20 protein-coding genes are annotated in these 22,944 nt (G+C 62.5%); 16 read left to right on the plus strand and 4 right to left on the minus strand.

What is annotated here, in order from left to right:
• Window positions 1-13: 13 nt before the first annotated feature.
• Both NKI73_RS06410 and erpA read right to left on the minus strand, forming a co-directional pair.
• Window positions 14-409, minus strand: coding sequence for a VOC family protein (locus NKI73_RS06410; protein WP_352628008.1), 396 nt, complete (start codon window positions 407-409; stop codon window positions 14-16).
• 1 nt (window position 410) lies between these two features.
• On the minus strand, window positions 411-758 hold the full coding sequence (erpA, locus tag NKI73_RS06415) for an iron-sulfur cluster insertion protein ErpA (RefSeq protein WP_352628009.1): 348 nt from the start codon (window positions 756-758) through the stop codon (window positions 411-413).
• A gap of 105 nt (window positions 759-863) precedes the next feature.
• On the opposite strand from erpA, the gene NKI73_RS06420 reads away from it, so the two are divergent.
• The 13 genes from NKI73_RS06420 to NKI73_RS06480 all read left to right on the plus strand — a co-directional run bounded on the left by NKI73_RS06420 (window position 864) and on the right by NKI73_RS06480 (window position 16,826).
• Entirely contained in the window at window positions 864-2,078 is a 1,215-nt protein-coding gene (locus NKI73_RS06420) for a deoxyguanosinetriphosphate triphosphohydrolase (RefSeq protein ID WP_352628010.1), read from the plus strand.
• A gap of 62 nt (window positions 2,079-2,140) precedes the next feature.
• Window positions 2,141-3,898 (plus strand): arginine--tRNA ligase, encoded by a 1,758-nt coding sequence (argS, locus tag NKI73_RS06425; RefSeq protein WP_352628011.1) that lies wholly within the window; start codon window positions 2,141-2,143, stop codon window positions 3,896-3,898.
• A gap of 102 nt (window positions 3,899-4,000) precedes the next feature.
• Window positions 4,001-7,450, plus strand: a complete 3,450-nt coding sequence (locus NKI73_RS06430; protein WP_352628012.1) for an SPOR domain-containing protein — start codon at window positions 4,001-4,003, stop codon at window positions 7,448-7,450.
• Window positions 7,451-7,583: 133 nt separating this feature from the next.
• On the plus strand, window positions 7,584-8,603 hold the full coding sequence (gene nagZ / locus NKI73_RS06435) for a beta-N-acetylhexosaminidase (RefSeq protein ID WP_352628013.1): 1,020 nt from the start codon (window positions 7,584-7,586) through the stop codon (window positions 8,601-8,603).
• Window positions 8,604-8,664: 61 nt separating this feature from the next.
• On the plus strand, window positions 8,665-9,465 hold the full coding sequence (locus tag NKI73_RS06440) for a segregation and condensation protein A (protein ID WP_352628141.1): 801 nt from the start codon (window positions 8,665-8,667) through the stop codon (window positions 9,463-9,465).
• Window positions 9,462-10,229, plus strand: a complete 768-nt coding sequence (scpB, locus tag NKI73_RS06445) for an SMC-Scp complex subunit ScpB (RefSeq protein WP_352628014.1) — start codon at window positions 9,462-9,464, stop codon at window positions 10,227-10,229. Before NKI73_RS06440 ends, scpB begins: the two co-directional genes overlap by 4 nt.
• A 169-nt stretch (window positions 10,230-10,398) precedes the next feature.
• The gene (locus NKI73_RS06450; protein WP_352628015.1) at window positions 10,399-10,620 is read left to right on the plus strand and encodes a twin-arginine translocase TatA/TatE family subunit; all 222 of its coding nucleotides are present in this window, start codon (window positions 10,399-10,401) and stop codon (window positions 10,618-10,620) included.
• 29 nt (window positions 10,621-10,649) lie between these two features.
• Window positions 10,650-11,402, plus strand: coding sequence for a Sec-independent protein translocase protein TatB (tatB, locus tag NKI73_RS06455; protein ID WP_352628016.1), 753 nt, complete (start codon window positions 10,650-10,652; stop codon window positions 11,400-11,402).
• On the plus strand, window positions 11,399-12,274 hold the full coding sequence (gene tatC, locus NKI73_RS06460) for a twin-arginine translocase subunit TatC (protein WP_352628017.1): 876 nt from the start codon (window positions 11,399-11,401) through the stop codon (window positions 12,272-12,274). The genes tatB and tatC overlap by 4 nt, the downstream gene beginning before the upstream one ends.
• 110 nt (window positions 12,275-12,384) lie before the next feature.
• Window positions 12,385-13,689, plus strand: coding sequence for a serine--tRNA ligase (gene serS / locus NKI73_RS06465; protein WP_352628018.1), 1,305 nt, complete (start codon window positions 12,385-12,387; stop codon window positions 13,687-13,689).
• A complete protein-coding gene (surE, locus tag NKI73_RS06470) occupies window positions 13,689-14,447 on the plus strand; it encodes a 5'/3'-nucleotidase SurE (RefSeq protein WP_352628019.1) in 759 nt (252 codons plus the stop codon). The genes serS and surE overlap by 1 nt, the downstream gene beginning before the upstream one ends.
• Entirely contained in the window at window positions 14,444-15,097 is a 654-nt protein-coding gene (locus NKI73_RS06475) for a protein-L-isoaspartate(D-aspartate) O-methyltransferase (RefSeq protein ID WP_352628020.1), read from the plus strand. Before surE ends, NKI73_RS06475 begins: the two co-directional genes overlap by 4 nt.
• A gap of 208 nt (window positions 15,098-15,305) precedes the next feature.
• On the plus strand, window positions 15,306-16,826 hold the full coding sequence (locus NKI73_RS06480) for a peptidoglycan DD-metalloendopeptidase family protein (protein ID WP_352628021.1): 1,521 nt from the start codon (window positions 15,306-15,308) through the stop codon (window positions 16,824-16,826).
• Between the two features lie 132 nt (window positions 16,827-16,958).
• Here the strand turns inward: NKI73_RS06480 and NKI73_RS06485 are convergent, their stop codons facing one another.
• The gene (locus tag NKI73_RS06485; protein ID WP_352628022.1) at window positions 16,959-17,849 is read right to left on the minus strand and encodes an NAD-dependent epimerase/dehydratase family protein; all 891 of its coding nucleotides are present in this window, start codon (window positions 17,847-17,849) and stop codon (window positions 16,959-16,961) included.
• Between the two features lie 96 nt (window positions 17,850-17,945).
• Between NKI73_RS06485 and NKI73_RS06490 the strand changes: the two genes are divergently transcribed.
• Window positions 17,946-18,782: a helix-turn-helix domain-containing protein gene (locus NKI73_RS06490; protein ID WP_502905644.1), complete on the plus strand. Its 837-nt coding sequence runs from the start codon at window positions 17,946-17,948 to the stop codon at window positions 18,780-18,782.
• Window positions 18,783-18,821: 39 nt separating this feature from the next.
• On the opposite strand, the gene NKI73_RS06495 is transcribed toward NKI73_RS06490, so the two are convergent.
• Window positions 18,822-19,697, minus strand: a complete 876-nt coding sequence (locus tag NKI73_RS06495; protein ID WP_352628023.1) for an ATP-binding protein — start codon at window positions 19,695-19,697, stop codon at window positions 18,822-18,824.
• Between the two features lie 284 nt (window positions 19,698-19,981).
• Here NKI73_RS06495 and yajC point away from each other — a divergent pair, with 284 nt between their 5' ends.
• Together yajC and secDF are read left to right on the plus strand one after the other, a co-directional pair.
• A complete protein-coding gene (gene yajC, locus NKI73_RS06500; RefSeq protein WP_027024896.1) occupies window positions 19,982-20,320 on the plus strand; it encodes a preprotein translocase subunit YajC in 339 nt (112 codons plus the stop codon).
• A gap of 51 nt (window positions 20,321-20,371) precedes the next feature.
• On the plus strand, window positions 20,372-22,921 hold the full coding sequence (secDF, locus tag NKI73_RS06505; protein WP_352628024.1) for a protein translocase subunit SecDF: 2,550 nt from the start codon (window positions 20,372-20,374) through the stop codon (window positions 22,919-22,921).
• Window positions 22,922-22,944: the final 23 nt, after the last annotated feature.

Consider the following 22,944-nt stretch of genomic DNA (forward strand, 5'->3'; position numbering starts at 1 on the left):
GTCCCGATGCTGTTCAGTTGGGCTCTTGCGGCGGATGGCGTTCGACGAGACCGATCGTATTGCCAGCCGGGTCCTTTAGGAAGGCCATCCATTCGCTTTCCCCCGCTGGACCGAACTGGCCCTCGGTGTCGCGATGGACAAGCATCGGCGGCGCGGTGAAGGGGACGCCGGCGGCGATTGCCGAGGCGTGGAAATCGTCGAGGCCCGATATGTCGAGATAGACGGTTCCGGCTGGTATGCCGTCAGTGAACAGCAACCTGATATCACCGGCCATGATGAAGGCAATGCCCGGCGGATCGAAGCGCGCGTGGACAGCCATACCTAGCACGTCGCGCCAGAAGGCTAGCGTCGTATCGAGGTCGCGGCCGGCCGCCAGCGCGATCTGACGGACCGCGCCGATGGCAGGCATTCTATATGGAAAAACTCGTGCCGCAGCCGCAGGAGGCGACGGCATTGGGGTTCCTGATCTGGAACGACTGGCCCATCAGATCGTCGACGAAATCGATCACCGAACCACCCATATAGACCAGCGACAGATCATCGATCAGCACCGTGGCGCCGTCCTTTTCGATGGCGACGTCATCGTCATTCGCACCTTCGACCAGGTCGAACTTGTAGGAAAAGCCCGAGCAACCGCCGCCTTCGACCGAAACGCGCAGCGCCGTCTTGCCGGCCTCGCCCGAGACAATCTTGGCGATCCGCTTGGCAGCGGCCTCGGTCATATCGACTTTCATGGCAGTCTTGGCATCAGCGCCCATGGGCGTCACCTTGCTTTCGGTTTCACATGATAGGTATGAAGCGCGAGGGGCCAAGTCAACCAGGCCCAAGCCAACTGGACCAAGTCAACTGCGGCAGCATCAGCCATGACCAATGAGTTGGGCGACATCGGATTCGGCTATCGGCCACGCGCCGCCTATGCCTGCGATCCGGCAAAGTCGCGTGGACGGCTTTTCGACGAGGTGGAAAGCCCGACCCGCACGCCGTTCCAGCGCGACCGCGACCGCATCATTCATTCGACGGCCTTCCGCCGGCTCAAACACAAGACGCAGGTCTTCATTGCGCATGAAGGCGACCACTACCGCACCCGGCTGACCCATTCGATCGAAGTGGCGCAGATCGCGCGCGCCCTGGCACGGGCGCTGCGCGGCGACGAGGATCTCGCCGAGGCAGTCGCACTGGTGCATGATTTCGGCCACACGCCTTTCGGCCACACTGGTGAGGACGCGCTGAACGAGAAGATGGCCGCCTGGGGCGGTTTCGACCACAATGCGCAATCGCTGCGCATCGTGACAAGGCTAGAGGCGCGCTACGCCGAATTCGACGGGCTCAACCTGACCTGGGAAACGCTGGAAGGTCTGGTCAAGCACAATGGACCGCTGACGGACGCCAATGGTCAAGGTCTGAAAGGGCCGGTGCCGCAGGCGATCCGTGACTATTCGCAGCTGCATGACCTCGAACTGGACCGGTTTGCCGGCATCGAGGCGCAATGCGCGGCGATCGCTGACGACATCGCCTACAACAACCATGACATCGACGATGGCTTGAGGGCAGGGCTGCTGACGCTGGACATGCTGGAGACGGTTTCGCTGCCCGGAACCATTCTGAGAGGCGTGCGCGCACGCTATCCCTCCCTCGATGATGTGCGCACCGGCCATGAACTGATGCGGCGGCAGATCACCGCCATGGTCGAGGACGTCATCGTCTCCACCACTGCCAATCTGGAGCGCATCAGGCCTCAGAGCGCCGATGCGGTGAGGGCGGCGGGCGAGACTATGGTGACTTTCTCGGCCGAAATGGCCGCCTTCGAGAAAGAACTGAAGGCTTTTCTCTACAAGCATCTCTATCGGCACGCGGAAGTCATGCGGGTGCGCGCGGACGCCGAGCAGATCGTCAAGGATCTGTTCGACGCCTATTTCGCCGATCCGCGCGCCATGCCGGACGGCTGGCGCGAGGGGCTGGATCGGGCCGACGATCGCATCAAGGCGCGCAGCGTCGCCGACTTCCTGGCGGGTATGACCGACACCTATGCGCTCAAGGAGCACCGGCGTTTGTTTGACCATACGCCTGAATTGAGCTAGGGCGGGCTCGATTTTGCCGGCCAACGAGCCGGATTCCCTGCAAAGCCACCAGAGCCAGTCCCATGAACATCTTCGCCGATTTCACCGCGCGAATCATAAAAGCCGTCGAAGCGCTTGATTTGAAAGACAGTAATGGCGTTTCGCCGGACCTGTCGCGCATTGCCGTCGAGCCGCCGCGCGACGCCAGCCATGGCGACTTGGCGACCAATGCGGCAATGGTGCTGGCCAAGCCGACCGGCCAGAATCCGCGCGCGCTGGCCGAGAAACTGGCGCAAGCGCTGCGTGACGACAAGGATGTCGCCGCCACCGACGTGGCCGGTCCGGGTTTCGTCAATCTCCGGCTGAAGGACGGCTTCTGGCAGACGCATCTGACCGAGCTGCTTGGCGAGGGCCGCAACTATGGACGTTCGACCGTTGGCGGCGGCAGGAAGACCAATGTCGAATATGTCTCGGCCAATCCGACGGGGCCGATGCATGTCGGCCACTGCCGGGGTGCTGTGGTCGGCGACGCGCTCGCCAATCTGATGGCCTTCGCCGGCTACGACGTGACCAAGGAATATGTCATCAACGATGCCGGCTCGCAGATCGACGTGCTCGGCCGCTCGGTCATACTGCGCTACCGCGAGGCGCTTGGCGATGATATCGGCGAGATACCGGCTGGGCTTTACCCCGGCGATTATCTCGTCCCTGTCGGTCAGGCGCTGGCCAAGGAGTTCGACCGCTCGCTCCTGCAGATGCCGGACGACGAGGCGCTCGCCATCGTCAAGGACCGCACCATCGATGCGATGATGGCGATGATCCGCGAGGATCTGGCGATGCTCAACGTGCATCACGACGTGTTCTTCTCCGAGCGCACGCTGCACGCCGACAATGCCAAGAAGATCCGTTCGGCGATCAACGATTTGACGCTGAAGGGCCATATCTACAAGGGCAAGCTGCCACCGCCCAAGGGCGAGAAGCCCGACGATTGGGAGGACCGCGAGCAGACGCTGTTCCGCTCGACCGCGGTCGGCGACGACATGGACCGGGCGCTGGTCAAGTCCGATGGCTCCTTCACCTATTTCGCCGCCGACGTCGCCTATCTCAAGGACAAGGTCGATCGCGGCTTCGTCGACCTGATCTATGTGCTCGGCGCGGACCATGGCGGCTATGTCAAGCGGCTGGAAGCTTTGGCGCGGGCCATTGCCGGGGACGAAGTGAAACTTACCGTGCTGCTTTGCCAGCTGGTGAAGCTGTTTCGGGACGGCGAGCCGGTGCGCATGTCGAAGCGGTCCGGCGATTTCGTGACGTTGCGCGAAGTGGTGGAGGAGGTTGGCCGCGACGCGATCCGCTTCATGATGCTCTACCGCAAGAACGATGCGCCGTTGGATTTCGATTTCGCCAAGGTGACCGAGCAGTCCAAGGATAACCCGGTGTTCTATGTGCAGTATGCCTCGGCGCGCTGCCATTCGGTGTTCAGGCAGGCGAGCGAGCAGCTGGGCGAAGCCAATTTCGACCGCAACAGCCTGGCGTCCGCCGTGGCTTTGCTGACCGACGAGGGCGAGATCGGCCTGATCCGCAAGCTTGCCGAATATCCGCGCCTGATCGAGTCGGCAGCACTTGCGCTCGAGCCGCATCGGCTGGCATTTTACCTCTATGATCTGGCTTCCAGCTTCCATGGACACTGGAACCGTGGCACGGATAATCCAGACTTACGTTTTGTTAAGGTTAACGACCGACAATTGACGCATGCCAGACTAGGGCTGGTGCAGGCTGTTTCGGATGTTTTGACGTCCGGCCTGACGTTGATCGGAGCCGCCGCGCCCACCGAAATGCGTTAGGTTTGACTAAAAACCTGTCACCTTTTGCCCACATTGCGCTGGTAAGGGCCAACCCTACGCGACGTCCATGGCGTCCGAATGAGTGCGAGTTCGGGAACAATAATGGCAGACAGAACCCAGCTGAGAGTAGCCGACAACAACGACATCGCTGGCGATGATCCGTTCGCGGAACTGACCAGGATCATGGGGTTCGACCCGCGCCAGCCGGTCAAGCCGCAGCCGCCCGCCCAGCCGAAAGCCCCAGCCGCCGATCACGTGGCGGAAGAGAGCGATTTCGATATCGATCTCGAGAAGGAAATGATGGGCGAGTTCGGCGCTGACGACAGCGACGCCGCTCCGGTTGCCGAGGCTCGTGAGCAGACTTTCGAGCATGAGCCTGCGTTCGAAGCTGCTGATGCCAGCGCAATGGACGACGACGAGCTTGCCGCGTCGCTCGACGACGATTTCCATCTGGACATGACTGATGTCGACGACCATGCCGCCGGCGCCAGCGATACGGCCGCCGCCGAAGCCGCGCCGTCTGTCGAGCCGGCTTTCGACGCTGATTTCGACAATGCCGTCGCCAGTTCGCTTGAGGATGTCTCTCCCTTCGAGGACGACCAGCCGATGGCGGACGAGCTTGCCGCGTCGCTCAACCAGGACTTCCGGATCGACGAGGAAGCCGAAGACGCCCAGCATGCTGTTGCCGTTGCCGACGCGCCTGCTGTCGAGACGGCCGCCCCCGATCATGAAATCGACGAAGCGGTTGCGATCTCGCTCGAAGACGAGCTGATGCTCGACGACCATTCGGTGGCGGAACAGCCCTACACGGCTGCCGATCCCGTCGAGTATCTGCCGGAGCAGGCGGCTGCGCGTGACGGCCGGGCCTCCGACGAGAATCTTGCCTCCGACGAGGATTTTGCCGACCGCCTTGACGATTCCATGGCTGATGTCGACATGGATTTTGACATTCGCGCTGATGAGCCGGTCGCATTCGACGCGCCGGAAGCGCATGATGCGCTTCCCGATAGCGCGGATGCGACGGGCGAGGCTCTCAGCCCCGAAGCGGCGTCGGATGAAGTGGCGTCGGATGATGCTTTCGACCTGAACTTCGACGACACGTTTGCCGAAACAGTCGAAGAACCCGCCGCCGAAATTGCCGCTGCGGCGGTCCAGCCGGCGGCGCCAGAAGCGGCTGCTGCGCCGGCGGTTCAAGCCCCCATATCGGACGAACGAAGCCTGGAAGACGAGTTGAATGCGCTGCTGGGTGCCATGACCGCGCGCACAGCGCCTATGGCCAAGGAGGAGCCCGTCATGGCTCATCCGGCTATCGCTGCTCAGTCGTCTGTCCCCGCAGCTGCAGAGATCACAGAGGAGCCGACCGATCTTGTCGGCGACCTCGACTGGGATCTTGAAGAAACCGCGCCTGAGGCGCCCCACCATCTTGGCGCCGCCCAGGCAGCCGATGCGGATGTCGACGATCTTCTGCTCGATGAACTTGAGGATCAGGATCCGGCCTCGGACGTCGACGGACATGGCGATGTCGATCTCGACAATGATGCGTTCGACGCGGCTTTGGCCAAAAGCCTGGATACGCAGGATAATTCGGCGGATTCTCTCGATTGGCTGGCGGAGCGTTCCACGCCGCCCGAGCCGGCACGTTCGTGGAGCCGCGTGACGCCGGTTCCGCAGCAGCCGTCATTTAGCGCTCAGCCTGCGTTTAGCGCTCAGCCGGCCGCTTCGATGGCCTCCATGGCTGCGGCGCCGGCAGTCGCTGCGGTACCGTCCTACCGTTCGGCCGAGCCGGTCGAGACCGTCGCCCCTGTATCCGCGCCGCCATCGCGCCAGTCCGCGCGTTATGAAGACATGCCCGATGTCGAGACGGTCGATGTGCCCGAGCGCGTCGTGGCGCTGGCGGACGATCTCGATATTCCGGAACTGCACTTCGAGGAAGATCAGCCGGCGTCGCCTGGCTATGACGATCTCGATGCCGAGTTCTCCAGCCTTCTCTCCGAGATGAACGCGGTGGAGGTCGCTGCCGCTCCCGCAAGCAACGTGGCCGGCGCGTCTTACGATGATGACGCCTACGCCGCGGGCTTCAAGCCGAGCTATGACGGGGTCAAGCCGGGCTATGACAGCGTCAAGCAGGGTTATGAAAGCGTCAAGCGGGGTTATGACGGGGTCACGCAGGGCTATGACAGCGTCAAGCCAGGCTATGACAGCGTCAAGCCGGGCTATGAGCCGGAAGCTCGGACCTATGCGGCGCGTCCGATGGAAGTGTCTGCCCGCGCGGCGGCGCCCACCGGCTATGCCGATGCCGCCGATGGCTTCGATCTCGACAATCTGCCCGGCAGCCAGCCGGCTTCACAGGCGGATGATTTCACCGTCGATGAACTCGACTACGATCCTGAACTCGATGAGGCGATGGCTGTTCCAGGTCTCGACGAGCGTGAGGCTGCGAAGCCTTCGCGCGGACGTGGCCTGTTCATCGCCGCGATTGTCGGCGCGGTGGCGATCGCAGGCGGCCTCGGTGCCTTTGCGCTGTCTTTCGGCGGCAAGGGCGGCAGCGAAGCGCCTGTCATCGTCAAGGCGGACAACGCGCCAATCAAGGTCAAGCCGGAGAATCCGGGTGGGGCTGTGGTGCCGAACCAGGACAACAAGGTCTATGACGCGGTCAGGGGCGCGAAGGCCGCTGAGCCGGTCCAGGAAAAGCTGGTCACCAACACCGAAGAACCGGTGGACGTCCAGGCGAAGGATCCGGCCCGCGCCATCGATCTTTCGCCGGACCAGAACGCAGCCGCCGCAGCCGTCGTTGGAACCGATGACGGCAACGCCGCGCCGACCGCCGTAGCCGCTTCGGCCGACAACATGGCGGCCGCGCCCAAGTCCGAGGATCGTATCGCGCAGGTGCTGCAGGATGCCGACAAGGGCACAAATGCCGATGTCGTCGCCGTTGCGCCGCGCAAGGTGAGGACCATGGTGGTCAAATCGGACGGTTCGCTGGTGCCGCGTGAAGATCCGGCGCCCGCCGCCCCGCAGGTGGCCGCAACGGAGCCGGTCGATCCGGCGCCGCAGCATGTTGCCCCGTTGGCGCAAGCTGTTGCGGACCAGACCGGGACCGTGGCGCCTGCCGCTGCCCAGGCGAACGACGAGCCGGCCCTCAAGCCGGCAGCCAAGCCCAAGGCTGAGGCTAAGGCCCAATCGGCCAACACGCCGGCCAAGGTTCCGCTCGCGCCGCAGCGCCCGTCCGACCAGCCGGTCGATGTCGTCGGCGAGGTCAAGCCCGATCAGGTTGCGTCCATCGATCCGGCATCGACCGCGACTGGTGGTGGTTCGTGGTCGATGCAGATCGCTTCACAACCGACGGTCGAAAGCGCCCAGTCCAGCTATCAGGATCTGCAGCGCCGCTACGGCAGCGTGCTTGCCGGCCATACAGCCAACATCGTCAAGGCCGAGATCGCCGGCAAGGGCACGTTCTACCGTGTGCGCGTGCCGGCTCAGTCGCGCAACGACGCGATCAATTTGTGCACCAGCTACAAGGCCGCCGGCGGCAACTGCTTCGTCTCGCGCTAGAGCCGGAGCCAACCAATCAAAAAGCCGGCGCGGTCATCGCGCCGGCTTTTTTCATGGGGAAAGCAGATCTGGCGTTTGACCGCTTGTGATCCGGATGATTCCCTTTGATCGCGCGAAGCTTTAGACTCCTGATATGACCGAATCAAAATCCATGATCCTCGGCTGTGCCGGGAAATCGCTCACTCGCGAAGAAATCAATTTCTATCGCAATGAATGCCCGTGGGCCTTCATCCTGTTTGCGCGCAACATCGGCGAGACGGAACAGATCCGCGATCTGGTCGCCGAGATGCGTGACTGCATCGGGCGTCCGGACGCGCTGGTGTTCATCGACCAGGAAGGCGGCCGTGTGCAACGCCTGAGGCCGCCACTGGCGCCGAACTATCCGGCCGGCGGCGCGCTTGGCGCGCTGTGGCGCGACGACCATGATGCCGGCGCTCGCGCCGCCTGGCTGATGGCGCGGCTGCATGCATTCGATCTGCTGCGCTACGGCATCACTGCCGATTGTCTGCCGGTGCTCGACGTGCCGATCGAGGGCGCCAGCGACGTCATCGGTGCACGTGCCTATGGCAAGGACCCGCGACCGGTGATTGAACTCGGCCGCGCCGCGGCGGAAGGACTGATGTCAGGCGGGGTACTGCCCGTCATGAAGCACATTCCGGGACATGGCCGGGCCTCTGCCGACACGCATTTCGAATTGCCTGTCGTCAATGCCTCGCTCAGCGATCTGCAGCGGCATGATTTCGCCCCGTTCAAGGAGCTTAGCCATCTGCCGATGGCGATGACGGCGCATGTCGTCTACAGCGCGATCGACCCCAACAATCCGGCGACCACCTCCGGCAAGGTCATCGACGAGATCATCCGGCGCGAGATCGGTTTCGACGGGTTGCTGATGAGCGACGACACTTCGATGAAGGCACTTTCTGGGGATTTCCCGACAAAGGCGGCCTCGATCCTTGCGGCGGGCTGCGATCTGGTCCTTCACTGCAACGGCGTTTTCGAGGAGATGGCCGGCATTGCATCGCGAACCACGGGGCTCGAGGGCACGTCGCTGGAGCGCGCAAAGCGGGCGCTGACCTATATTAAGAAACACGACACGGTGGAAGAAACCGAGATACGCGCTGAATTCGCCACCTATTTCGACGCGGTGGCTTAACAAAGGGAAGTGAGAGGAAGTGGCGGAAACATTGGAAAGCAAGGCCGCGAAGGCCGCACCGATGGACCGTCTGTGGGCCGAGAATGACGATTCACGCGTCACCGGCGATCCGTCGCTGGTCGTCGACGTGGCCGGCTTCGAAGGTCCACTCGATCTTCTGCTGCATCTGGCCCGCACCCAGAAAGTCGATCTGGCGCGGATTTCGATCCTGGCGCTGGTCGAGCAATACCTGACCTTTGTCGAGACGGCGAGGGCGCTCAGGCTCGAGCTTGCCGCCGACTATCTGGTGATGGCGGCGTGGCTGGCCTTCCTCAAGTCGAAGCTACTGATCCCCAAGCAGCCGGGCGACGAGGGCGAAAGCGGTGAGGAACTGGCGGCGGTGCTGCAGTTCCGGCTGAAGCGGCTGGAAGCCATGCGCGACGCCTCGGCGCGCCTGGTCAACCGCAACCGGCTCGGCCGTGACGTGTTCGCGCGCGGCATGCCGGAAATGGTCATCATCGAAAAGCGTAACGCCTATTCGGCCTCGCTTTACGATCTACTCACTGCCTATGCCCAGCAACGGCAGAAGCAGGCGATCAACAATGTGACGATCGCCAGGCGCGGCGTCTGGTCGCTCAAGGACGCGCGCGATATCCTGACCCGCATGGTTGGGGCTCTGCACGACTGGGCGACGCTGGAAAGTTTTCTGATCGTGTACATGACCAGCCCCGAGGAGCGGCGCACGGCGATCGCCAGCTCTTTCGCGGCCACGCTGGAACTGGTGCGCGAAGGCACGATGGACATGCGGCAGGACGAAGTCTTCGCGCCGATCTATCTGCGCGGCCGCGCGCAGGCAATCAAGGCAGTCGAGGTGGCATCATGAGCGAACGCGCCAACGCTTCGGTTATCCCGTTCAAGGTCGGCGATGAAGCGGAAGAGGAGTCGCTCTCCCAGAACCCGGCCGAGCAACAGGTACAGAATCCGGCCGAGCGGCTGCATCTGGCCGAAGCCGTGCGCATGGCCGAAGCGATCGTGTTCGCCAGTGCTGAACCGGTCAGCGAAAAGCAGCTTGCGGCACGTCTGCCGGACGGCATCAACATCGCCCTGGCCATGGCCGAGCTGCAGCAGATCTATGCGCGGCGCGGCGTCAATCTGGTGCGTATCGGCGACGCCTGGGCGTTCCGCACGGCCGGCGATCTCGCTTTCCTGATGAGCCGGGATACTGTCCAACAAAGGAAGCTCTCCCGCGCGGCGCTCGAAGTGCTAGCGATCATCGCCTATCACCAGCCGGTGACGCGCGCCGAGATCGAGGACATCCGGGGCGTCGAAACCTCGAAAGGCACGCTCGACACGCTGTTGGAAACGGAATGGGTGCGCATGCGCGGCCGGCGCAAAACGCCGGGACGCCCTGTCACCTACGGCACCACCGACACCTTCCTCGACCATTTCGCGCTGGAGGAGATCCGCGATCTTCCTGGCATGGAGGAACTGAAGGGGGCCGGACTGCTTTCGGGCCGCATGCCGTCGAATTTCTCCATTCCACAGCCGCCGGCCGATCCCGATGCATTGACCGACGACGAGGAAGCGCTGACCGACATCGACCTCGAGGAACTCGGCCTGCTGACGCCGCGCGTCACGGAAGATTGACTGGCATTAGCCGCCGATCTGTCGAGGATGCGCGGATTCGTAGCGGGCCATCACGTTGAAAATGCGTGACATCCGCCACCCTTTCATAAACTCTGTCGCAGTTGTGTTTGAATCCCTACGCGAAAGCGCATAGATCATCGCCAGGGAAAACGTTCGAGAGAGATTTGCTATGGGTTCATTTTCGATTTGGCATTGGATGATCGTGCTGGTGATCGTGCTGCTGGTGTTCGGCCGCGGCAAGATTCCCGAGCTGATGGGCGATATGGCCAAGGGCATCAAGAGCTTCAAGAAGGGCATGGCCGACGACGACGTTGCCGAAGACAAGCGCACCGTCGAACATCGCGCCGACGAGACCGTTACGGCCGCGAAGGAAAAAGCCAGCAAGAGCTGAGCCACAGGTTCTAGTCGGAACAGAGTGCCATGTTTGAAGTCGGCTGGACCGAAATGCTGGTCATCGCGATCGTCATGATCGTGGTCGTCGGGCCCAAGGATTTGCCCAATATGCTGCGTACCTTCGGCCGCACGACGGCGAAGCTGCGCGCCATGGCGTCCGATTTCCAAAAGCAGTTCAACGAAGCGCTGAAGGAAGCCGAGCTCGACGACGTCAAGAAGTCGGTAGACGAGCTCAGAGGCCTCAGCCCGATGGCCGAGATCAGGAAGCAACTCAATCCGTTCGAACAGGCCGCGGCCGACGTTCGCTCCGGCGTCGACGCGGCGATGAAGCCGAAGCCGGCGGCGGACCCAGCAACGCCTGCCGCTTCGATACCGCTGGCGGCGGAGCCGTTGAAGAATGGCGCAACGACCATGCCTGGCGTCAACGGGCCGGAAGCAGTACCGGCAGCGCCGATTTTCCCGGCAATGACCGATGAATCGGTGGTGACGGCGTCAGTGCCGACAGAACCGGCGCAGAAGGCGCCCGCGACAAAGAAAGTAGCCAAGCCTGCGCCGGCAAAGGCGGTGCCGGTGGTAAAAGCGCCGGCCAAGGCTTCGGCTAATGGTGCAAAGGCGCCTGCATCGGCGAAGACCGCGACGGCGGCAAAGGCTGAAACGCCCAAAGCCGCGAAGCCCGTTGCGGCCAAGGCCCTCGCGACCAAGACCGTGGCGAAAGCCGATCCGAAGCCTGCTCCGGCGAAGAAGCCGACAGCTAAGAAGACGGCGGGAGCCGCCAAGTGAGCGTTTCGGACAAGGAAAAGGACGAGATCGAGAAATCGTCGGCGCCGCTGATGGAGCATCTGATCGAGTTGCGCCGGCGGCTGATCTGGTCGCTCGGAGGCTTCTTCGTTGCCTTCCTGGTCTGTTTCTTCTTCGCCAAGAAGCTGTTCAACCTTCTGGTCGTCCCGTTCAAATGGGCGACGCAATGGGCAGGGCTCGATCCGCACAAGGTCGAGCTGATCTACACCGCGCCGCAGGAATTCTTCTTCACCCAGGTCAAGCTCGCAATGTTCGGCGGCATGGTGATCGCGTTTCCGCTGATCGCCACGCAGATCTACAAGTTCATCGCGCCTGGCCTCTACAAGAACGAGCGCAACGCCTTCCTACCGTTCCTGATCGCGTCGCCGATCCTGTTCCTGATGGGTGCGTCGCTGGTTTATTTCTTCTTCACGCCGATGGTGATGTGGTTCTTCCTCGCCATGCAGCAGGCCGGCACCGACGATCAGGTGCAGATCTCGCTGCTGCCGAAAGTGTCGGAATATCTCAGCCTGATCATGACGCTGATCTTCTCCTTCGGCCTGGTATTCCAACTGCCGGTGGTCACCAGCCTGATGACGCGGGTCGGCATGCTGTCGTCCAAGGCGCTGGCCGAGAAGCGCAAATGGGCGATCGTCATCGCCTTCGTCGTCGCAGCCGTGCTGACGCCTCCCGATCCGATGAGCCAGATCGGCTTGGCCATTCCGACCATCCTTCTCTACGAGGTCTCCATCTGGGCTGCCCGATTGATCGAGCGCGATCAGGAAAAGCAGCGTGTGGCGCGTGAGAAGCAGGACGCGGCGGAAACCGTGGCGGACAAAGCCCCAGACGAGCCTCCGGCGCCGGCAGCCTCGTAGGCAACAGAGCGGCGGCAGCGGCGGAAAAAGACGGTCGCCGCCCAGCCTATCTTGCATCGATCTCAGATGCGGTTTACGCCCCTTTGGCCTAGCTTGAGGACGGATAGACCATGCTTGACATCAAATGGATTCGCGACAACCCGAAGGCCCTTGTCGAGGCGCTGATGAAGCGCTCGTGGTCGGCGGGTGAGGCGCAGTCCACGGTCGACGGGCTGATCGCCTCGGACGAGGCGCGGCGCGAACACGTCACCGAGTTGCAGACCAGGCAGGAGCGCCGCAATGCCGCCTCGAAGGAGATCGGCAACGCCATGCGTTCGGGCGATGCGGCACTTGCCGAGAAGCTGAAAGCCGAGGTCAGCGAGATAAAAACTTTCATCCAGAATGGCGAAGCGCGCGAGCGCGACCTCGATAAGGCGCTGAATGATGCGCTGGCGGTGCTGCCCAACGTGCCGTTCGACGACGTGCCTGTCGGCAAGGATGAGCACGACAATGTCGTCAAGCATATCGTCGGCAAGGTGCCGACGCGCCCGAACTGGGTGAAGGAGCATTTCGAGATCGGCGAAGCGCTCGGCATGATGGATTTCGAGCGTGCGGCGAAACTGTCAGGCTCGCGCTTCACCGTGCTGAAAAGCGGCTTGGCGCGGATGGAACGTGCGCTTGGTCAGTTCATGCTCGATCTGCACACGACCGAGCATGGCTACGAAGAAGTCATCCCGCCACTGATGGTCAAGGACGACGTTCTTTTCGGCACCAACCAGTTGCCGAAGTTCGAGGAAGATCTGTTCTTCACCTCGCACGGGGAGGGTCGACTTGGCCTGATCCCGACCGCCGAGGTGCCGCTCACCAATCTAGTGCGCGAGGAAATCACCGCGCATGAAAAACTGCCGCTGCGCTATACGGCGCTGACGCCGTGCTTCCGTTCCGAAGCGGGCTCGGCGGGGCGCGACACGCGCGGCATGCTGCGCCAGCACCAGTTCTACAAGGTCGAGCTGGTGTCGATCACCGATCAGGAATCGTCACTCGCCGAGCACGAGCGGATGACGCAATGCGCCGAGGAAGTGCTCAAGCGCCTCGGCCTGCCGTTCCGCACCATGACGCTGTGCACCGGCGACATGGGCTTTGGCGCGCGCAAGACCTATGACATCGAGGTCTGGCTGCCCGGCCAGAACGCCTATCGCGAAATCTCGTCCTGTTCGGTGTGCGGTGATTTCCAGGCGCGCCGCATGGACGCCCGCTATAAGGACAGGGACGGCAAGGGCAACCGCTTCGTCCACACGCTCAACGGTTCGGGCACCGCCGTCGGCCGCGCGCTCATTGCTGTCATCGAGAATTACCAGAATGAGGATGGCAGCGTAACCATTCCTGAAGTGCTGCGGCCTTACATGGGCGGTCTGGAAAAGATCGAAGCGAAATAATGCGCATCCTCCTGACCAATGACGACGGCATTCATGCCGAAGGCCTGGCGTCGCTCGAACGCGTCGCGCGCACATTGTCCGACGATGTCTGGGTGGTCGCGCCGGAGCAGGACCAGTCCGGCTATGCGCATTCGCTGTCGATCTCGGAGCCGCTGCGGCTGCGCAAGATCGGCGAGAAGCACTTTGCCGTGCGCGGCACGCCGACCGATTGCGTCATCATGGGTGTCAAGAAGATCCTGCCCGGCGCACCCGACCTGATCCTGTCCGGCATCAATTCCGGCGCCAACATTGCCGACGACGTCACCTATTCCGGCACCGTCGCCGGCGCCATGGAAGGCGCGCTGCTCGGCATCCGCTCGATCGCGCTCAGCCAGGGCTACAGCTATGTCGGCGAGGATCGTGTCGTCCCCTACGAGACGACCGAGGCGCTGGCGCCGGCGCTGTTGAAGAAGCTGGTGGCGACGCCGCTGCCGGACGGTGTGCTGCTCAACGTCAATTTTCCGAACTGCCTTCCCGAAGAGGTCGCCGGCACAGTGGTCACCTCGCAAGGCAAGCTGGTGCACAGCCTATGGGTCGACGAGCGCCGTGACGGGCGCGGCCTGCCTTATTACTGGCTGCGCTTCGGCCGCGAGCCGGTCGAAGGCAAGCAAGGCACCGACCTCTTCGCTCTGCGCAACAGGCTGGTGTCGGTGACGCCGCTGCAACTCGACCTCACCGCGCATGAAATCCGTGACCAGCTGAGCAAGGCGCTTGCATGAACCAGGGGATCGATGACCGCGAAGGCTTTGCCGCCTTTCTGCTACGCCTGCGCGGCCGGGGGACGGTGCCGAAGGCATTGATCGCGGCCTTCGAGGCGACGCCGCGGCGCGGTTTCCTGGCCGCGCAGTTCCATTCCATTGCCTGGTCGGACCGCATGCTGCCGATCGAATGCGGCGAGGCGATCGAAGGCGCCGACATGCAGGCGGCGGTGATCGCCGCACTCGCCATCGAGCAGGGCAACCGCGTGCTCGAGATCGGCACCGGCTCCGGCTATACCTCGGCGGTGATGTCGCGGCTGGCCGCGCGGGTCGTCACCACTGATCGCTACAAGACGCTCGTCGAGCAAGCCAGGCAGCGCTTCGAGGCGCTCGGCATCGGTAATGTCATCGTGCGCCACGCCGATGGTTCGGGCGGCCTGCCGAATGAAGGGCCATTCGATCGCATCGTTGCCTGGGCCGCCTTCGACAGCCTGCCGCGCTTCCTGCTCGACCAATTGTCGAGCGGCGGCATCGTCATCGCGCCGATCGGACCCGAGGAGGGCGAACAGGTGCTGGCCAAGCTGACCAAGGTCGGCAGCCGGTTCGAGCGTGAAGACATCGGCCTTGTCCGCCTGCAGCCGATCCTGAACAGCGTGGCCGCCGTCATTTAGGGGGCGTTGAGGGTCAGGTAATGCCGGCCTGCAAACGGTAGGTCGCGCCCGTCTTTGGCTCCGGCTCGGCCTGACCTAAAATCTCCCCTCGGCGCGCCCTCTAATATTTTAAGAAAAATTGCATCGGATTCCATGAGGTTAACCGTCGAGTAACATTAACGCGCTTTAATCATGCCTAGTTTGTACCGGGTATGTGCGGGTTAGTGCGATGCAACTCAGTGTTTTGAAGACAAACGGACGCAATCTGCTGCGGGGTTGCGCTGTCCTCATGGTCGCCGGTGCTGCGGCGGGGTGCAGTTCCCAGGTTTCGCGGTTCAATGGCGTCGATGACGTCTTTACATCCTCGACCAACAATCAGCGCACCATCATCAACAAGCAGGATGCCGTACAGCAGCCCTATCCGGGCGATGTCGCGGCCGCTGCCATCGATGGCAGCCACACACAGTCGGTCAGCCGCTCCAGCCTCGAGCCGGTCTCGACGCGGCCGCTGCCGCCACCCGTTGCCCAGGCGCAGCCGGCTCCCGCACTGGCGCCCGCCGCAAAGCCGACGCGCACCGCATTGGCTCCGGCGCCGCATGTCGACAGGACCACGACCGGTACCGTCGGTCCGGCCGCATCGCCGTTCAAGGTTGCGCAGCCCGATGCCCCGCGCGTGGCAGCGGCCGGCACGCCGCATGCGACCGAGATCGTCGTCAGGGACGGTGAAACGATTTCCGGCATAGCTCAGCACTACAAGGTGCCGGCCGACGTGATCATGAAGGTCAACGGACTGAGCGCCACCAAGGGTCTGAAGACCGGCCAGAAGCTGGTCATCCCGGCCTATGCCTACTCGAGCAAAGGCGAGCCGAAAGTCGCCGACGCCAAGCCGGCGAAAGACGGCAAGCATGACCTGCCGGCCACGGCACCCGACAAGGTCGCGGTGCTGCCACAGCAGCCGAAGCTGAAGGAGGGCAAGTCCGCCGCTCAGGTCGACACGTCGGCTGCCGCAAACCAGCCCAAGGAGCCCAAGCCGCAGATGGCCGCCGCCAAGGCGACTGGCGCTGCCGGCACCTACACGGTCCAGTCGGGCGATACGATGTCTTCGATTGCGAGGAAGACCGGCGTTGGCGTCGTTGCTCTAAAGCAGGCCAACGAGATGAAGGATGGACTGCTCAAGATCGGCCAGACCCTGAAGGTGCCGACTGGTGGGGCCGCGACGGTCGCCAGCGCCAAGCCTGCCAAGATCGATCCTGTGACCACGGCCACCACGCAGCCAGCGGCAAAGACCACGCCGTCGGAAACGCTGGCGTCCTACACGCCGCCGAAGAAAGATTCGAAGGTCATCCAGCAGGCCGAGGACGACGACGCCGTCGCGCCTGACGCCACCGGCATCGGCAAGATGCGCTGGCCAGTGCGCGGCCGCGTGATCTCCGGTTTCGGTTCCGGCAAGGACGGCGTCGACATCGCCGTGCCGGCGGGAACGCCGGTCAAGGCGGCCGAAAACGGTGTCGTCATCTATGCCGGCGACGGGCTCAAGGAATTCGGCAACACGGTGCTGGTGCGTCACGAGAATGGCTTGGTCACCGTCTATGGCCACGCCAGCTCGATCGAGGTGCAGCGCGGCCAGAAGGTCAAGCGCGGCCAGGAAATCGCGCTGTCGGGCATGAGCGGCACGACGGACTCGCCAAAGCTGCACTTCGAAGTGCGCAAGAATTCGGCTCCGGTCGATCCGTCCGGCTATCTCGAATAGTCGAGGCTATCTCGAATAGAAGAAAAAAAGCAATTTGCGGGCCGTCTGACCTCCAGTCCGGCCCGCCGGCTCAGCCCGTTGCGCAAGGAGCGGGCTTTTTCAGTTGGTTGCTAGATGCTTGTTCCTCAAGACTCAAAGATGATCGCGGAGCGTGTCGGCGATCATCACTTCAAGGCTGTTGGCCTTCACCCCTAAGAGTGCCTCTGCGTCGGAGGAATCGACCAGCAAGGGCCTTTCGAAGAGGTAGCTCATCTCGATAAGCTCATGCATGCCCAATGCTTCCATCTCGGAGACCGAATAGGAACGTACTTCTGAAACCTCCCGGCGAAGCATCGCTGCGGTTTTCAAGATGAGTTCCCGGGGGGAGGCGTGTTGCGAGGGAACATGAAACGCCCGTCCCCATTCACCCGTGTAGCGGGAGGCCGCGACAAGTGTCCTGGCGACGTCCTTGGTGAAGCTCCAGGCATGAGTTGCGTCGAGGTCTCCAATGAAGGCGGTAGGCTTGCCCTCGATAATGGAGGGCAGCGCGACCAGTGAGAAATAGCTGATTGCGCCCTGTCCCAGATAGTCGCTGGACCGTACTTCGATCGCCGGCACATTGGCACGGACCGCCCGCTGCCACATGATGGTCCTGGCGGTTCCTTTCTTCGAAGTCGGGTCCAGGGACAGGTCGGAGCGAAGCGGGCTATCGGCATTTTCCCCATAACCATAGAGGTTTCCGAGCACGATGAGCTTCGCGCCGACCGCTTCCGCCGCGCGAACGGTGCCGTCGATGATGGGGAAAAAGTCGGTTGGCCACCGATGATATGTGGCCATGGCACACATGAAGATGGCATCGGCGCCTCGGCAGATATGTGACAGTTCCGAGGCATCCGTGGCGTCGGCTTGTATGGCCCGCACGTTCTGCAACGTGTTCGAGCCGACGCTTCGGCTTGTGAGAACGACATCATGTCCTTCCTCGCCAAGAAGGCGAGCGGTCTCGCTTCCAACCGGCCCTGCACCGACAACAACATAGAAACTCATCGCAACCTCTCTTTCAACCTTGATGGAGAGGCGGAAGTACAGGTTCGCGGCATTGAAAATCGCGCGAGAATTGCCAAATCTTCAACAGATTTTGCCATGAATCGAGAGAGCATGCGTTCGCAATTCGCTTCGGACCAATCCTCGTCCCACGTAACGATGGTTTCCCGGCATGTCGAAGCAGGCGTCCATCGTCTGTCGCGGGTGTCACACCATCGCATCATGGTGCATGCAAGCGCGGCGACGCGCTCTTACTGCAATGAGGTTGGACGATATTTCGTGAGGCGAGCCGGCGATATCGACCTGGTACCCGCCGGCCAAGAGGGCGGTTTCGAGGCCGAAACCCCGTTCGACACCGTTGAGATTGCATTGCGGCCGGCCTTGATGGAAAGGGTGGCGGCGGAACTTGGTGGCAAGGCGCGAGCATTGCGGCTCGACACACGCCACCTGCTTCGGGACCCGCGCATCGAACATCTTGCTCGAGCACTCGAGAGCGATCTCAATGCAAACGCGCCGAGTGGTTCCTTGTTTGCCGACAGCATTGGCGCCGCACTCGCGGTGAGGCTGCTTGGCCTCGATGATCCTGGTATCGATCGAACGAACCGGTTGTCGGATACCCAGCTCAAGCGCGTGTTGGAGCACATTGAGGCCGCATTACACGAGCCCCTCTCGGTCGATCGACTAAGCCGGGTTGCCGGCGCGAGCAGTTCGCATTTGCGGACATGGTTCAAGGTGGCGACGGGCTTTACCCTGCACCGCTACGTGTTACGACGTCGCGTCGAACGCGCACGCGTCCTGTTGCAGCGAGGCGATCTCAGCACAAGCGAGGTGGCGGAGTTGACGGGCTTCGCACATCAGTCACATCTGGCGCATTGGATGCGCCGCGAGATCGGCCAAACGCCGCGTGACTTGCGACGGGCACCGCGGCCCAAATGACCTTGCCGTTGGATTGCGTTGGTGACGCAATCCAACGCATCAATCCTTCAGCGGCTTGCCGAGCCGGCCGGCCAGATCCTGGGTGAACTGCCAGGCGACGCGGCCCGAGCGGCTGCCTCGGGTAGTCGCCCATTCCAATGCTTCGGCGCGCAGCTGGTCGGGATCCATGACAAGGCCATGGTGCCGGACATAGCCGTCGATCATATCGAGATACTCGTCCTGCGAACATTTGTGGAAGCCGAGCCACAGGCCGAACCGGTCGGACAGAGAAACCTTCTCCTCGACCGCTTCGGACGGGTTGATGGCGGTCGAGCGCTCATTGTCGATCATGTCGCGCGGCAACAGGTGGCGGCGGTTCGAGGTGGCATAGAAGATGACATTGGCCGGGCGGCCCTCGACGCCGCCTTCGAGCGCTGCCTTGAGCGATTTGTAGGAGGTGTCGTCATGGTCGAAGGAGAGGTCGTCGCAAAACAGGATGAAGCGGAAGGGGGCTGCCTTGAGCAAGCCCATCAGCTTCGGCAGCGTGTCGATGTCCTCACGGTGGATTTCGATCAGCTTCAACGGCATGTCGGACTTGGCCTTGGCGTTGATCTGAGCATGCACGGCCTTGACCAGCGACGATTTGCCCATGCCGCGCGCGCCCCACAACAACACATTGTTGGCGGGATAGCCGGCGGCGAAGCGTTCCGTGTTGTCGACAAGAATGTCGCGGACACGGTCGACGCCACGGATCAGGCCGATGTCTACGCGGTTAACCCTGCGTACCGGCTCCAGATAGCCCGGATCGGCCTGCCATACGAAGCAATCGGCCTCGCCGAGGTCGGTTTGGGGCACCGGCGGCGGGGCGAGGCGGGTCACCGCCTCGATCAGCCGGTCGAGTTTCTGGTTCAAGGCTTCAATGCTGCTGTCGGTCATGTCGGTCTTTTGTTTTCTCGTTTTTGACGTGCGGGAGCGTGAGGCTGTCCGATTCCGCCTGATACAAAACCGGTTGCAACCTTTTGTTCGAGCGTGATCTTTTCGCAAAACCGGCTCGCGCTTTTTGCGATCATGCTCTAACACGGCTCAACAGGCCGGAAAAGCAGCCGATTTGGCCGGCCGCGCAGTTGCATTGACAACTTTACCGACTATATTCCGGCCAAATTTCAAGGGGCCGCCAAACCATGGTTTGGCGGCTGTTTTCAAAATTCAGGAGTACCTCGATGTTCGTGACACCGGCATACGCCCAAGGTATCGGCGCTTCTCCCGACATGTTCATCAGCATTTTGCCGTTTGTCCTGATTTTCGTGATCATGTATTTTCTGATCATCCGGCCGCAGCGTACGCAGCTCAAGAAGCGCGGCGAGATGCTGGCCGCGGTCCGTCGCGGCGATACGGTCGTCACTGGCGGCGGATTCGTCGGCAAGGTGACCAAGGTGATCGACGACAATGAGCTCGAGATCGACCTCGGCGGCGGCACCAAGGTGACCGCGCTGCGCTCGACGATCGCCGATGTGCGCGTCAAGGGCGAGCCGGTGGCCAACCAGAACGCCAAGAAATAACCGAATTGTAGGCGGAGCGATCCGCGGACACGCTCTGACGGACGACGCCATATGTTGTATTTTTCGCGCTTCAAGATGATCCTGATCTGGGTGGCCGTTGCCATCACGGTGATCCTCGCCGCGCCCAATCTCATCCCTGCAAGTACCTTGGCCAAGCTTCCCGACTGGGTGCCGAAGCGCCAGATGACGCTCGGCCTCGATCTGCAGGGCGGTTCGCACATCCTGCTGGAGATGAATCAGAACGATCTGATCAAGGACCGGCTGGAGACGACGCGCGACGAAATCCGCACATTGCTGCGTGACGCCAAGATCGGCTATACCGGCCTTGCCGGCACGGGGCGGACCTTGCAGGTCCGCATCACCGATCCCGCCCAGCTCGATGCCGCCAAGACAGCACTGAAGACGCTGACCGATCCGGTCGCTGCCGGCCTGTTCACCGGCGGCTCCATCCAGGAAATGACGCTGGACGATTCCGAGCCCGGCCTGCTCAAGTTCAACGTCACCGACGCCGGCGTCAAATACCGCACATCGACGGCGCTGACGCAGTCGATCGAGGTGGTCGAGCGCCGCGTCAACGAACTGGGCACGACCGAACCTATCGTGCAGCGGCAAGGCGACGACCGTATCCTCGTCCAGGTGCCGGGTCTTCAGGACCCGCAAAGGCTGAAGGAAATCCTTGGCCAGACCGCCAAGCTGACCTTCCAGATGGTCGACCAGTCGATGCCGGTGCAGGACGCGCTCAACGCCCGCCCCCCCGCCGGTTCGTCGGTGCTCTATTCGCAGGACGACCCGCCGGTTCCCTATCTGATCGAAAACCGCGTCATCGTCTCGGGCGAAAACCTCGTCGATGCGCAGGCGACATACAATTCGCAGAACAACGAGCCGGTGGTTTCGTTCCGCTTCGATTCTAAGGGTGCCGCGCGTTTCGGCCAGGCGACCTCACAGAATGTCGGCAAGCTGTTCGCCATCATCCTCGATAACCAGGTGATCTCGGCGCCGCAGATCCGCGAGCCGATCCTTGGCGGCACCGGCCAGATCTCGGGTAACTTCACCGCCCAGAGCGCCAACGACCTTGCCGTGCTGCTGCGCGCCGGCGCCTTGCCCGCGACACTGACGGTGATCGAAGAGCGTACAGTTGGACCGGGTCTCGGCCAGGATTCCATCCATGCCGGCAAGGTCGCCGGCATCATCGGTTCGATCCTGGTCGTCGTTTTCATGTTCGTGGCCTACGGCTTCCTCGGCTTCCTTGCCAACATCGCGCTGGCGGTGCACGTGGCGATGATCGTCGGACTGTTGTCGCTGCTCGGCGCGACGCTGACCTTGCCTGGTATCGCCGGCATCGTGCTGACCATCGGCATGGCGGTCGATTCCAACGTGCTGATCTACGAACGTATCCGCGAGGAACGACGAAACGGCCGCTCGGTGATCCAGGCGATCGATACCGGTTTCACCAAGGCGCTGGCGACCATCGTCGATTCCAACGTCACCTCGCTGATTGCAACCGTGGTGCTGTTCTATCTCGGCACCGGGCCGGTGAAGGGCTTTGCCATCACCTTCGCCATCGGCATCCTGACCACGGTCTTCACCGCCTTCACCTTCACCCGTCTGCTGGTCTCGATCTGGCTGCGCCGGGCCCGCCCGAAGGAGTTGCCGAAGGCGCCGGTAACCTTCATTCCCCCCGGCACGAAGATCCCCTTCATGGGCATCCGCCGCTGGACCTTCGCGCTGTCGAGCATCCTTTCGGTCCTCTCGGTCGTGCTGTTCATGACCGTCGACATCAATTACGGCATCGACTTCAAGGGCGGCTCGCTGATCGAGGTGAAGGCCAAGAGCGGCAACGCCGACATCGCCGATATCCGCGGGCGGCTGACCGAACTCAACATCGGTGAAGTCCAGGTGCAGCAGTTCGGCGATCCGAACGACGTGCTGATCCGTGTCGGCTCGCAGGATGGCGGCGAGAATGCCGAGCAGACCGTCATCGACAAGGTGCGCGGCGAGCTGCAGGACAATTATGATTTCCGCCGCGTCGAAGTGGTGGGGCCGACCGTCTCGGGCGAACTTGCCAAGCAAGGCACGATCGCCATGCTGGTCGCGCTGGTCGGTATCCTGATCTATGTCTGGTTCCGTTTCGAATGGCAGTTCGCGGTCGGCGCTATCGTGGCGACAGTGCACGATGTGGTCATGACACTCGGCTTCTTTGTCATCACCGGCCTCGAATTCAACCAGTCATCGCTGGCGGCTATCCTGACGATTATCGGCTATTCGCTGAACGATACGATCGTGGTCTATGACCGTGTTCGCGAGGATCTGCGAAAATACAAGCGGATGCCGCTGCCGCAACTCTTGAACAACGCCATCAACGAGACGCTGTCGAGAACGACGCTGACCTCGGTGACGACGATCCTGGCGCTGCTGGCGCTGGTGCTGTTCGGCGGCGAGGTCATCCGCTCGTTCACCATGGCGATGCTGTTCGGCGTCGTGTTCGGCACCTACTCGTCGATCTTCATCGCCGCACCGCTGCTGATCCTGTTCAAGCTGCGGCCGCAGGCTTCGGCAGACGAGGAGAAGCCGGCCGGCGGCGGCAAGGCGGTCGCGACCTGACGCGCCGCCCTGAAGGGGTGACA

The organism is Mesorhizobium sp. M0496 (assembly GCF_040321205.1).
GTDB lineage: Bacteria > Pseudomonadota > Alphaproteobacteria > Rhizobiales > Rhizobiaceae > Mesorhizobium.

Excerpts from the sequence above, each read along its gene's own strand:
- NKI73_RS06475 (WP_352628020.1), top strand. The coding sequence starts at position 14,444 with ATGAACCAGGGGATCGATGACCGCGAAGGCTTTGCCGCCTTTCTGCTA.
- yajC (WP_027024896.1), top strand. The coding sequence starts at position 19,982 with ATGTTCGTGACACCGGCATACGCCCAAGGTATCGGCGCTTCTCCCGAC.
- serS (WP_352628018.1), top strand. The coding sequence starts at position 12,385 with ATGCTTGACATCAAATGGATTCGCGACAACCCGAAGGCCCTTGTCGAG.
- NKI73_RS06410 (WP_352628008.1), bottom strand. The coding sequence starts at position 409 with ATGCCTGCCATCGGCGCGGTCCGTCAGATCGCGCTGGCGGCCGGCCGC.
- erpA (WP_352628009.1), bottom strand. The coding sequence starts at position 758 with ATGGGCGCTGATGCCAAGACTGCCATGAAAGTCGATATGACCGAGGCC.
- NKI73_RS06485 (WP_352628022.1), bottom strand. The coding sequence starts at position 17,849 with ATGAGTTTCTATGTTGTTGTCGGTGCAGGGCCGGTTGGAAGCGAGACC.
- argS (WP_352628011.1), top strand. The coding sequence starts at position 2,141 with ATGAACATCTTCGCCGATTTCACCGCGCGAATCATAAAAGCCGTCGAA.
- scpB (WP_352628014.1), top strand. The coding sequence starts at position 9,462 with ATGAGCGAACGCGCCAACGCTTCGGTTATCCCGTTCAAGGTCGGCGAT.
- NKI73_RS06495 (WP_352628023.1), bottom strand. The coding sequence starts at position 19,697 with ATGACCGACAGCAGCATTGAAGCCTTGAACCAGAAACTCGACCGGCTG.
- NKI73_RS06440 (WP_352628141.1), top strand. The coding sequence starts at position 8,665 with ATGGACCGTCTGTGGGCCGAGAATGACGATTCACGCGTCACCGGCGAT.
- secDF (WP_352628024.1), top strand. The coding sequence starts at position 20,372 with ATGTTGTATTTTTCGCGCTTCAAGATGATCCTGATCTGGGTGGCCGTT.
- nagZ (WP_352628013.1), top strand. The coding sequence starts at position 7,584 with ATGACCGAATCAAAATCCATGATCCTCGGCTGTGCCGGGAAATCGCTC.
- NKI73_RS06480 (WP_352628021.1), top strand. The coding sequence starts at position 15,306 with ATGCAACTCAGTGTTTTGAAGACAAACGGACGCAATCTGCTGCGGGGT.
- surE (WP_352628019.1), top strand. The coding sequence starts at position 13,689 with ATGCGCATCCTCCTGACCAATGACGACGGCATTCATGCCGAAGGCCTG.
- NKI73_RS06450 (WP_352628015.1), top strand. The coding sequence starts at position 10,399 with ATGGGTTCATTTTCGATTTGGCATTGGATGATCGTGCTGGTGATCGTG.
- NKI73_RS06420 (WP_352628010.1), top strand. The coding sequence starts at position 864 with ATGACCAATGAGTTGGGCGACATCGGATTCGGCTATCGGCCACGCGCC.
- tatB (WP_352628016.1), top strand. The coding sequence starts at position 10,650 with ATGTTTGAAGTCGGCTGGACCGAAATGCTGGTCATCGCGATCGTCATG.
- NKI73_RS06490 (WP_502905644.1), top strand. The coding sequence starts at position 17,946 with ATGAATCGAGAGAGCATGCGTTCGCAATTCGCTTCGGACCAATCCTCG.
- NKI73_RS06430 (WP_352628012.1), top strand. The coding sequence starts at position 4,001 with ATGGCAGACAGAACCCAGCTGAGAGTAGCCGACAACAACGACATCGCT.